General features: G+C 29.8%; 10 protein-coding genes. 4 read left to right on the plus strand and 6 right to left on the minus strand.

All coding sequences use genetic code 11. The annotated features are described in order from the left end of the window. Positions 1-10 precede the first annotated feature (10 nt). Both ACSIGC_RS03180 and ACSIGC_RS03185 read right to left on the minus strand, forming a co-directional pair. Positions 11-490, minus strand: coding sequence for a hypothetical protein (locus ACSIGC_RS03180; protein WP_442266714.1), 480 nt, complete (start codon positions 488-490; stop codon positions 11-13). Continuing rightward, positions 477-986, minus strand: coding sequence for an RNA polymerase sigma factor (locus ACSIGC_RS03185; RefSeq protein ID WP_442266715.1), 510 nt, complete (start codon positions 984-986; stop codon positions 477-479). Before ACSIGC_RS03185 ends, ACSIGC_RS03180 begins: the two co-directional genes overlap by 14 nt. A gap of 171 nt (positions 987-1,157) precedes the next feature. Here ACSIGC_RS03185 and ACSIGC_RS03190 point away from each other — a divergent pair, with 171 nt between their 5' ends. Then, positions 1,158-2,603, plus strand: a complete 1,446-nt coding sequence (locus ACSIGC_RS03190; RefSeq protein WP_442266716.1) for a S41 family peptidase — start codon at positions 1,158-1,160, stop codon at positions 2,601-2,603. 72 nt (positions 2,604-2,675) lie between these two features. On the opposite strand, the gene ACSIGC_RS03195 is transcribed toward ACSIGC_RS03190, so the two are convergent. The 4 genes from ACSIGC_RS03195 to ACSIGC_RS03210 all read right to left on the minus strand — a co-directional run bounded on the left by ACSIGC_RS03195 (position 2,676) and on the right by ACSIGC_RS03210 (position 9,145). Beyond that, positions 2,676-3,653, minus strand: coding sequence for a T9SS type A sorting domain-containing protein (locus ACSIGC_RS03195; RefSeq protein ID WP_442266717.1), 978 nt, complete (start codon positions 3,651-3,653; stop codon positions 2,676-2,678). A 111-nt stretch (positions 3,654-3,764) separates the two neighbouring features. After that, positions 3,765-5,060, minus strand: a complete 1,296-nt coding sequence (locus ACSIGC_RS03200) for an amidohydrolase family protein (RefSeq protein WP_442266718.1) — start codon at positions 5,058-5,060, stop codon at positions 3,765-3,767. A gap of 19 nt (positions 5,061-5,079) precedes the next feature. Continuing rightward, positions 5,080-8,028, minus strand: coding sequence for an amidohydrolase family protein (locus tag ACSIGC_RS03205; protein WP_442266719.1), 2,949 nt, complete (start codon positions 8,026-8,028; stop codon positions 5,080-5,082). 76 nt (positions 8,029-8,104) lie between these two features. Next, complete coding sequence (locus ACSIGC_RS03210; protein WP_442266720.1) at positions 8,105-9,145, minus strand: VPS10 domain-containing protein; 1,041 nt, start codon at positions 9,143-9,145, stop codon at positions 8,105-8,107. Between the two features lie 49 nt (positions 9,146-9,194). On the opposite strand from ACSIGC_RS03210, the gene ACSIGC_RS03215 reads away from it, so the two are divergent. The 3 genes from ACSIGC_RS03215 (at position 9,195) to ACSIGC_RS03225 (ending at position 11,963) form a co-directional block, all read left to right on the plus strand. Continuing rightward, a complete protein-coding gene (locus ACSIGC_RS03215) occupies positions 9,195-10,148 on the plus strand; it encodes a patatin-like phospholipase family protein (protein ID WP_442266721.1) in 954 nt (317 codons plus the stop codon). Further along, the gene (locus tag ACSIGC_RS03220) at positions 10,145-11,038 is read left to right on the plus strand and encodes a DUF72 domain-containing protein (RefSeq protein WP_442266722.1); all 894 of its coding nucleotides are present in this window, start codon (positions 10,145-10,147) and stop codon (positions 11,036-11,038) included. Before ACSIGC_RS03215 ends, ACSIGC_RS03220 begins: the two co-directional genes overlap by 4 nt. Before the next feature lie 127 nt (positions 11,039-11,165). Further along, on the plus strand, positions 11,166-11,963 hold the full coding sequence (locus ACSIGC_RS03225; protein ID WP_442266723.1) for a TrmH family RNA methyltransferase: 798 nt from the start codon (positions 11,166-11,168) through the stop codon (positions 11,961-11,963). Positions 11,964-12,066 lie beyond the last annotated feature (103 nt).

Below are 12,066 nucleotides of genomic sequence, written 5' to 3' on the forward strand. Positions count from 1 at the left end.
ACTTTTCGAATTAATTATTTATTTTTTTTATAGCTGTTTTTACAGCTTTATCGTAAGTGTCTAACTTTGCTATCGCTTCTGTACCTTTTTTATAATTATTAGACACAGAATATAATGCTTCGTTACCTTTATTTAAGTTATACGATACCATTTTTAACGCCTTTTTCACTTCTGCTATTTGCATTTCGGTTTTACGTTTTTCTACAATATCATAACCTGTATACACACTCACTAACAAAGCGATTGATGCTGCTACTGATAACCATTTAAAGTTCTTACGTTTCTGTTTCTCAGGTTTTAACTCAATGGTTTTAGTAAAAGTTTCATTCCGACTTTGTTTAAAATACCCAAATAACATACCATACTCTTCAAGATGCGCTGGTATTTCATCTCTTTTGGTAAAATAATTTCTTAAAACAGTTTCTTCTTGAAGTGTTGTTTCTGCATTTAAGTATTTTTCTAATAACTTTTCTATGTTAGCTAACTCCATAGTTATGTTGTTTAATTAATGCTTCTCTTATTGTTTTTCGTGCTCTTGATAAAGCTACCCTTACTGCGGTTGGTTTCATATTCACCATTTCGCAAATTTCATCAAAATCATATTGTTCAATATCTCTTAACTGAATAATGATTTTTTGTTGTTCAGGTAAGTTTTCAATGAGCTTGTGTACTTGGTTTACACTATCTTTATATTCTATTTTCTTATCTAACGTTGTATCTTTTTCTTTATAATTACTATGTACTAAAGTTAAATTACTAGCTTGTTTAGATTTTAATCTATCAAAACAATAATTTTTTGTCATAGTCATTGCAAAGGCTTCAACATTTCTGTAATCAGCTAATTTATCTTTACTTCTCCATAACTTAAAATAAAGTTCTTGAGTAGCATCTTCAGCTTCTTCCGTCGACACAAGCAATCGTTTTGCTAAACGAAAAACTTTATCTTTAAATGGTAATACAACTTTTAAAAAGTCTGATTGGTTCATTGTCTGGTTACTTAAATTTAATAAAGCTGTAAATCTGTATTAATTTCTACGACAAATTTATCAACTTTACACCTTTACGACGACACAGTATTTTATTTGTTACAGAAAAAGTTAAAATAAATACTAAGTTTTATTTAAATTGCGTTAATACTAAGGATTAAACTTATTATAATGAAGAAATATTTTACATCAAAACTCTTTTTGCTTTTATTAATTTCTATAACAATAAGCTGTAGTAAGTCTGAAGACATACCACAAGATATTAAAATTAATGATTTTGTATGGGGAGGACTAAACGCTTATTACAAATGGCAAGGTGAAGTTCCTGATTTAGCTGATAATAAATTTTCAACTCGTGAGCAGTTAAACAACTACTTAGCTGGTTTTAATGCTCCTGATCAATTGTTTAATAGTTTACTCCACAGACCAGGTGACGTAGATCGTTTTTCATGGATTGTTGATGATTATGTTGCTTTAGAAAATTCTTTTCAAGGAATAAGATTAACAAGTGGGATGAAATTAATTGGTGTTCGATACAGTGATAACCCTGATAATATTTTTGTTGTAGTAAGGGATGTCGTTTCAGGCTCTGATGCAGACACTAAAGGAATTACCAGAGGAATGATTATTAACGAAGTTAATGGTACTCAATTAACTTCTTCAAATGTTAATGATTTATTTGCCCCTGATTCTTTCACTATTTCTTTAGCAGATTATAATGGAGGAAATCCTATTACTAATGGAATCACTTTTGATATTGTAAAAGGACAAATACAAGAAAATGCTGTGAAAATTGCTAAAGTAATTACACAAGGGGCTAACAAAATGGGTTACTTAATGTATAATCAATTTTCTGTTCCTTATGATGGCGATTTAAACAATGCCTTCGCCACTTTTAAAAATGAAGGCATCACAGATTTAATTGTAGATTTAAGATATAATGGTGGCGGTTCAGTTAGAACTGCAACTTATTTAGCTAGTATGATTAGTGGACAACCGAACACTAATATTTTTTCCCAACAAATTTGGAATGATAAAGTAATGAATTCCATAGATAGAGATGTTTTTCTTAACTATTTTACAAATCGTATCCAAAATAAAAATAGTAACGGGCAAGTTATTTTAGATGAACCGATTAACACTGTTAATATGTCTTCTGTATATTTCATTGTTACAGATAGAACAGCTTCTGCTTCAGAACTTGTTATTAATGGTTTATTACCTTATATGGATGTTAACTTAGTTGGAACTAAAACAGTCGGCAAACAAGTAGGATCCATTACTTTATATGATTCAGACGATTATACTAAAACTGGTCCAAATTTCAATAACAATCATACTTGGGCAATGCAGCCAATAGTGTTAGAAATTCAAAATAAAAATGGGCAAAATGAACCTAACGGTTATACACCAGAAGTAATTATAGAAGAAGATGTTGCTAATTTAGGAGTACTTGGAGATCCAACAGAACCTTTATTAGCTAGAACTATTGAATATATCACAACTGGATCTAGAGGAAGTTCTATATTCTCTAGAAATTCTTCCTTACAAAAACCTGTATGGAATTCTGAATTGAAAAATCTAGATTATAACAATATGTATATTAACTTAAAATAAAATACAGGTAATTCATTATAGAAAAAATCCAGCTATTAGGCTGGATTTTTTTATTACAATGTTTTGTTATTTTTATTTGATTAAAATCTTTTTAGTTCCTGCTGTAGATTTTAAAATATAAAGTCCTTTACCTAATCCTTCAGTTTTAATTTCATTCATAGAATTAGCTTTGTATTCTTTTACTTTTTTTCCTAACATATTGAAAACAACGATTTGTATCGGAGTACTAGTAATTTCACTATTAGTTAAGTCATTCGTGCTAATTCTACAAGAATAAGGACCAACTAAATTGCTTACAAATAAATCATCATCGGCGTCTTGATCTTGAAAGTCTGAACTGCTAATTACTTTATAATATGTTCCATTAATTCTATAACTTTTACCTACAGTTAATTTAGAAGAAAGATTTTCTAAATTCAATTTATAAGTTCTAGAAATATAATTACTACAAGGAGAACTTACTCTACCTAATTTATGAAATCTTTTACAGGCGAAATTAATAGCAGAAGAATGATGAGTTCCAAACCAGTTTTCATCAGCATCCTGATTCGATGTATTCGAGATGCTAGTTACTTTGTAATATTCATTATCAATAATATAAACATTTCCAACAGAAAGAGTTCCTGTCCAATAGTAATTAGCTTTTATATTTTCTAAAACTCTATTCGTACAAAAGTTTCTATTTGCTTCTGTATAAGTACTTCCTAATCTAGCAACTCGAATGTATTTTTTACATTGGTAACTTGTAATTGGAGTTGGTTGAGCAGACACGGTCCAATCGTCATCTGCGTCTTGTTCATAAACATCTGTTGCTTGAGTTACGATGTAATATTTTGAGTTTGTGTAGTACAATGAACCAACATTTAATTTAGATGATAATCCGTAAAAGTTAATTTTTCTTGTACCACTAACAACTAAGCTACCAGAATAATAATCACAAACTGATTTAGCCGTGGTTCCCAAAATTTTTACTCGATGATATTTAGCTTGAGCCAAAGAGGTTAACGCAACAAATAATGCAAAAAAGAGTGTAAGTGTAGTTTTTTTCATAATAAATAATTTCCTACTAAAATAGAAGCTAAGATTTAGCATTGGATTAATTATATATTATGTAAAAGTTATAAAAGAATAAAGCTCGGAAATTTCCGAGCTTTATAGTAATTATTGGTTTTTATATTTGTTGGAATAACGTTTCCAGAGTTTAGTTTGATGAGTTTCTAAACTAATTTTTCTTCCTTGAATAAAAGCTTCAGAAATGATATTAGTTCTCATATCTAAAGCATCACCTTCAGAGATAAATAAAGTAGCATCTTTACCAACTTCTAATGTTCCTGCTATAGCATCAATACCTAATATTTTAGCATTATTACTTGTTATAAGCTGAACAGCTTGCTCTTTATCTAAACCATAAGCTGCATAAGTTCCTGCATAAAAAGGTAAGTTTCTTGCGCTCATACGTTCCATATCACCTTCCATTCCTAAACCAACTAAAATACCTTTTTCAGATAAAATTTTAGCCATTCTATATGGTAAGTCATAATCTTGATCTTCACTATCAGGTAATCTATGAGATCTTTCAAGAATTACAGGAATGTTATTGTTTTTAATTAAATCTGCAACTTTATGTGCTCCATGAGCTTTCACTAAAACTACATTTTTAATGTTTAATTCATTAAAATCATTAATAACATCAACAATTGCTTTTTCTCCATTAACATGAACAAAAACTTTTTGAGTACCATTAAAAACATTCTTTAAAGCTTCATAAGGAAGGTTTTTAGGAGTTTTATTTCCAGAAAGATAAATTTTAGCTTTTTTAAAGAAGTTTTTAATTCTATCTGTTGCTTCTTTATAATTTTTATTAGGTTTTAAACCTCTGTCTTCTCCTAACCACCAACGTCCAAAGCTAAAAGTAGAAGGCCAATTAATATGAATCCCGTCATCTAACTTTATAGCAGCATCTTCCCAGTTCCAAGCATCTAACTGTACAACAGTTGAAGTTCCAGAAATAGTTCCTCCTCTTGGAGCAACTTGAGCCATTAATACTCCATTTGGACGCATTGTTTCAATAACTCTACTTTCTGCATTATAAGCAATAATACTTCTAATGTGAGGTAAAAAATTACCAACTTCATCAAAATCTCGAGTAGCTCTTACGGCATCAATTTCAGCTAAACCTAGAGAAGTATTGGCCGCAATAAATCCTGGATAAACGTGTTTTCCATTCGCTTTAATCACTTCTCCTTTTTGTTCAGAAGCATTATTGTTTCCTACATATGTAAGTTTTCCATTAGAAAAAACTAACAAAGAGTTTTCGATAACTTTTCCATTACCGATATGTGCTGTAGCACCTACAATAGAATAATCTTTTGTTTGTTTAGATGCTGGTGTTTGTTGTGCATTAATATTTCCTAGAATAAAGAAACTTAATACAATAAGTATAAATTGATTTTTCATTTTTTTACTATTTAAGTTCTTATTCGGTATCACAGTGGAATAAAATTTTGTGCTTTCTTGATGGTTTTTGAGTTGGAGCTCCTCCAATTTTCTCTTTTAACATCATCGAAATTAATTTAGCGCGTTCTGCTTTTAAAGCTTTACGTTTTTGTTTGTCTGAATTAATATCAAAATATATAGCACCTTCTACAATAGTTTGTTCTGCTTTGGCATAAATAGATAACGGGTTATCACTCCAAACTACAATATCAGCATCTTTACCAACTTTAATACTTCCTGTTCTTTCATCTAAGTGTAATAACTTAGCAGGATTAATGGTAACTGTTCTCCAAGCTTCTTGTTCTGTTAAACCACCATATTTAACTGTTTTTGCAGCTTCTTGATTTAATCTTCTAGACATTTCTGCATCATCTGAATTAATTGCTACAGTAACACCTTGTCTGTGCATAATAGCAGAGTTATAAGGAATTGCATCATTTACTTCATATTTATATGCCCACCAATCGGCAAAAGTAGAACCACCAACTCCGTGTTCTTTCATTTTATCTGCAACTTTATATCCTTCTAAAATGTGTGTAAAAGTATTTACATTGAAGTTGAATTGCTCAGCAACTTTCATTAACATGTTTATTTCAGATTGTACATAAGAGTGACAAGAAATGAAACGTTCTTTATTAATGATTTCAGCAATAGTCTCTAACTCAATATCTTTACGATAAGGTTGTCCGCTTTTCTTTTTAGCGTCGTATTCTTTAGCGCGTTGAAAATAATCGATAAATACTTGTTCAACACCCATTCTTGTTTGTGGGAAACGAATAGTTTGACGATCACCCCAGTTAGATTGTTTTACATTTTCTCCTAAAGCAAACTTGATGAATTTTGGAGAATTTTTATAAATCATATTTTCTGCATTTTCACCCCACTTTAGCTTTATGATTGCAGATCGTCCTCCAATTGGGTTAGCAGAACCATGTAAAATCTGAATAGAAGTAACACCACCAGCTAAGTTTCTATAGATATTAATATCATCAGGATCAACAACATCTTCAATAGTAACTTCAGCAGTAGAATTATGTCCAGCTTCATTTACTGCAGATGTAGCAATATGTGAATGTTCATCAATAATTCCTGCAGTTACAAACTTTCCAGTTCCATCGATAGTTTTAGCACCACGTGCAGATAAGTTTTTACCAATCTGAGAAATTTTTCCTTCTTTAATTAATATATCAGTATTATTTAAAACCTGATCGTTTTCACTAGTCCAAACGGTAGCATTTTTAATTAAAATAGTTTGTTGGTTAGGTTTTACTGAGTTTCCTAAACCAACATTCGGATAGCTAACAGCAACAACTTCAGGAGACTTTTTATCCGACTTTTTACCTTTTTTCTCTTTATCTGATTTAGTCTCTTTTTTTGTAGCTGTCCATGTTACAGCATTTCCTGAGTTATCTTCACCTGTTCCATTGAAAGAATCTTTATTAGATTCTATTTTACCTACTAAACGTAAAAATTCATTTTCGTCGTTAATTGATAATTGAATCCAATTGTCTTTAAAAACAAAGTTTGATTTTAGTTTCTTTTCTCCTTTTTTAACTTCTGCTTTCTGTTTTTTTCCTTTTCCAGAAATTAGTAATTCGTAGTTCTTTCCATTAGAAGTTAAAGAATAGTTTCCGGTAATATCTGTAATTCCCATATCGTTAATCACATTTTTATTACCTAAAGTCCAGTTTTCATAAACTGTTGTTTTTTCATCAAAAATATCACCCGAAGTGATTAAGAAATTCGCAAAACTACCAGTGTTTAAGTTACCTACTTTAGTTTCTTTTAAAATTTGAGCAGGAATTGTAGTTAAAGCTTCTAAAGCTTTAGTTTTATCAAAACCATGCTTTATAGCTTTCATTAAATTAGCTCTAAAAGCTTTTGGAGACTTTAACTTGTGTGTAGTAAGTGCGAACGGTATTCCGTTCTTAGCTAGAACTGCTAAATTACTAGGTTCTTGATTCCATTTACGCATGTCACGTAAAGAAATTACATCTGCTAAAAACTTATTACTTACGTCATAAGCTTTTCTGAAATTGATAGGAATAATAAGTGTAGCATTAGTTTTTTTAATATCATTAATTCTTTCAAATTCATCACCACCACCTAAGATTGTATATTGAATTCCGAATTCATCACCGATTTTGTCTGCTCTTAAAACATCTAAATAACTACCTGCATTAAAAATTTGAGGTAAGTTTTTTTTCTGGTTTAAAGCTTCTAATGATAAATCTTTATTCTTAGCATTTCCTTTAGCATACCAATCCGCATCTAAATAAGTTTGACGCAATAATGCCATTGCACCCATTTTTGAAGTAGGGTAATTTTGTCCAGATTTTTTACTTTTAGAAAACGATAAATGATTTGTAGTTTTAGCATTTAAAACTCTATATGCTTCAGAAGAATTAGGACTTAATGAAACTAAAAGTCCGTTTCCTTGCATAATACCATCTTCAGAGTGAGTATTTACAACACCGAAACCTGCATTTATTAAGGCTTTTGCTTTTGCTGTATCAAAGTTAAATTCAGAATGAGGATTAGTTTCTGGACGAATATGATCGTTCCAGTAATATCCTTTTCTAGAAGCATCATATTGAGGAGATCTTCCAAAGTTTCTATTTCTTTTTGGTTCAGCAATACCGAAACTAGAATAAACATCGATAAATGAAGGATAAATAAATTTCCCTTTTAAATCGATAACAGTTGCATCACTTGGTATATTTACTCGTTTTCCAACATTAACGACTTTTCCGTCTTTTACTACTAAAATTCCTTTTTTAATAGTATTAGCAGGGGACACATAAATTGTAGCATTTGTAAATGCTGTTGTTGTGTTTTTGGAAGTTTTTACCCCAGTATTTATGGGGAAGTATTCTTGTGAATATCCGAAAATAGCCCACAAGAATAGGAGTAGTGGTAATTTTTTCATTATGAATTGATTGATTTTTACGTTAAAAGTATTTAATTAATCTTAAAACGATTTTCCTTTAACATAAAATTAAGATTTAGTGAATCTTAAGCAAACCAATTTTTTTATTACCAGTTAACCAAGCAGTATTAGAGTTTACGAACTGAATAGCGTAAAAATCTTTAGTATCATTATCAATCCATGTGTTACCTCCATCTGTACTATATGAAATCCCAGTTTTTCCGACCGTAAATATTTCTTTGGTTTTTCCATTTGGTACATACTGAATACAGCTTTTGTAGTTTGGGTTTATATTATCGGCAATGATTTCCCAAGTTTTACCACCATCTTTTGTTATGGCTTTATTTTTACAATTGTCGTTAGGTTTTGAGTAATTTCCACCAATAATAAAACCATTGTTTTTGTCATAAAAATCAACAGAATAAATTCCTTGAGGACCATCACCTTGTACAATTGGAGTATCGTAAGTTTTCCAAGTTTTACCTCTGTCTTCTGATTTTAAAACTCTAGCTTTTTTCCCACCAGATACGATCCAAACGGTATCATTAATAATTTTAATATTCGTATTGCTTGCAGCAAAAAAAGCTTCACCATCTTCAAGTTTTGGTAAATTTTCACATGATATTTTTTTCCAAGAATTACCCCCATCATTTGTTATAATTATAGAAGGACATGCTTCTGTAGGGTCGCCAACTGCTATTCCATCTTTTCCATTTTTAAAAAACTTCATGCTATCATAAAATACTTTTTCATGTACTTCTTGATATACAATTTTATGATTTTCATCTTCAATTTTATATAGTAAAGCAGGGTTAGCGATACTTAAAGCAAAATAAGAGTTACCATTAGTTGTTAGACTTCTAAAATGAGGAATTATAGAATCTTGATATTTGATTTTAAATTTTGACAATCCTTTTTCTAGATTATAATTACCAATAACACCATTAGAACCTGCAAAAACTAAATTTTGTTCATCTACAGCAACTAAAGATCTAATGCTTGTACTATCGATAGTAAATTCTTTTATTTCAATACGACTTATGTTTCGAGAGGTGTTTTTTTCTTTACAAGAAATTAATAATAGAGATAAGAAAATTATAATAAGTTTACCTTTCATTTTTTTGATATTTTTATGGAATTAAAAATAGGTAAAACATTTCATCTATATGAATGAAGATCAACATAACAAAAAAGCTTTAGTAATTTCTGGTGGAGGAAGTAAAGGAGCATTTGCTGGAGGTGTAGTTGAGTTTTTAATGAAAGAGAAGCAAAAAGATTACGATTTATTCTTAGGAACATCTACAGGAAGTTTAATGGTTTCTCATTTAGCAGTTGGAATGATTGACGAACTTAAAATGTTGTATACTAATGTTAGTCAACGAACTATTTTTAGTAACAATCCATTTAAAATTAGAAATGTACATGGTGTTAAAGTCGTTTCTATTCGGCACAGAAATACTTTTTGGAATTTATTAAATGGGCGTAAAACTTTTGGTGAAAGTAAAAATTTAAGAAAGCTAATAAGAGCAAATATTACACCTAAAATGTATGAGATTATTAGAGAGCAAAATAAAGAAGTTGTAGTAACAGTATCTAACTTAACTGCAAATGAAATTGAATATAAATCTATTTCAGAATGTTCTTATAATGATTTTTGTGATTGGATTTGGGGGTCTTGTAATTATGTGCCTTTTATGAGTTTACTAGAGAAAAACTCTTGTCAATATGCAGATGGAGGTTTTGGTTGTTTAGTTCCGATTAGAGAAGCTATATTAAGAGGTGCTAAAGAAGTTGATGCTATTATTTTAGAGACAGAAGTAAACCAGATTAACAGAATGCCGTCTAAAAATCCGTTCTCTTTAATGTTAGATGTTTTTGGTTTTATGTTGGAACATGTAGAAAAGCATAATGTAACTATCGGAAAGTTGTCAGCAAAACATAAAGATGTGAAGTTGAATTTATATTATACGCCAACAGTTTTAACAACGAATTCGTTAGTTTTTGATAAAAAACAAATGACTGGTTGGTGGAAACAAGGTTTTGAATATGCTAAAATGAAGGATTTGGCACTTATGAATGATTTTAGACCAGATTTAATTGATAAAAAAAATAAATCATGAAGTTTGGAAAAGTAGAACAGCCAGAACTTGTTGATTTTTCTTTTCCTGATACCCATCAAGATACTATTCGTTTACTATCTGGATTTAATAAAGAAAAAGATTTATCTGCTTATGTTGGATGTGCAAAATGGAATAGAGCCGATTTAAAAGGTTTTTACCCGAGAGGTACAAAAGATGAATTAATATATTATTCAAGTCAGTTTAACTCTATAGAATTGAATGCAACTTTTTATAGACAATTTCCACCAGAACAATTTGAGAAGTGGAAAAATAAAACTCCCGATGGATTTAAATTTTTTCCTAAGTTAACTCAAGATATTAGTCACTGGAAAAGATTAGAAGGTGTAGCTGATTTGGTAAATTATTATTTAGACGCTGCTACTAAGTTGGATGAAAAGTTAGGAACTATTTTTTTACAGTTGCATAGTAATTTTGCACCTAAAAACTTTTCTAGACTTGAAAATTTTGTGAAAAGTTGGCCTAAAGAAATTCCATTAACTGTAGAGTGTAGACATACCGATTGGTTTACTGATCCTGAAATTTCAAAAGAATTTTACAATTTATTAGAATCAAATGGCGTGTCTAATACTATTGTTGATACAGCTGGAAGAAGAGACATGATGCATATGCGTTTAACCAATAATGAAGCTTTTATACGTTATGTAGGAGCAAATCATTTATCAGATTATAAACGTTTAGATGATTGGGTAAATCGCTTAGAACAATGGGTTAATTTAGGTTTACGCAATATTCATTTTTTTGTGCATCAAAATTTAGAAGTTGAATCACCTTTATTGGCAGCATATTTTATTAAAAATTTAAATAAAAGGTTAGGAATAAGTTTAAAAATACCTAACCAAAAAGAAGAACAACAATCTTTGTTTAAATAAAAAGCTCGGAAATTTCCGAGCTTTTACGTTCCTTTTCTATTCTATTAATTTTTCCCAATTAATTTGTTAGCAATATAGTTGTACATCTAAGTTTATAAAATCACCACAAATAGGTATTTTTGCCATAATGAAAAATATATCAAGTTTACAGAACCCATTCATTAAAAATCTCTTTAAACTTCAAGAAAAGTCTAGAGAACGAAAAAAACAAGGACTTTTTATTGTTGAAGGACAACGAGAAATTACTTTAGCCATTAACGGTGGATATATTATTGAAAATATTCTTATTACTAAAGATATTTTCCAAGAAAAAGAGGAACTTGTTGAAATTCTGAAAACAATTCCAACTATAGAAATATCAAAAGAAATTTACACTAAATTAGCTTATAGAAATTCTACTGAAGGTATTATTGCTGTCGTAAAAACAAAAAACATAGCTCTGAAAGATTTAAAACTACCTTCAGAAAACCCTGTAATTCTAGTTATGGAGGGAATTGAAAAACCAGGAAATATTGGTGCTATGTTGCGTACTGCTGATGCTGCAAATATTGATGCTGTATTTTTAGCAGATTCAAAGAGTGACTTATACAATCCTAATATTATTAGATCTAGTGTTGGTTGTGTGTTTACCAATACCATTATAACAGATTCTTCAAAAAATATTATTAATTTTCTAAAACAACAAAAAATTAATATTTACAGTGCAACACTTCAAAACTCTAATTCATATCACTTAGAAGATTATACAAAACCTACTGCAATTGTTGTTGGTACAGAGGCAACAGGTTTAACACAAATTTGGAGAGAAGAAGCTACACAAAACATAAATATTCCTATGCAAGGTAAAATAGATTCTATGAATGTTTCTGTTGCCTGTGCTATTTTAATTTTTGAAGCAAAAAGACAACGTAATTTTTATAGTTAGCAAACAAAAGTAATTCCCTTTATTTTAAACCAATATGAATTACTAATCAAAACTTAAACATTTTTGTGTAATACAAATCTTTATAGTAATTTCACTTTAGAAT

Origin of the sequence: Tenacibaculum aquaeponti (genome assembly GCF_052084715.1) — a bacterium.
Classification (GTDB): domain Bacteria; phylum Bacteroidota; class Bacteroidia; order Flavobacteriales; family Flavobacteriaceae; genus Polaribacter.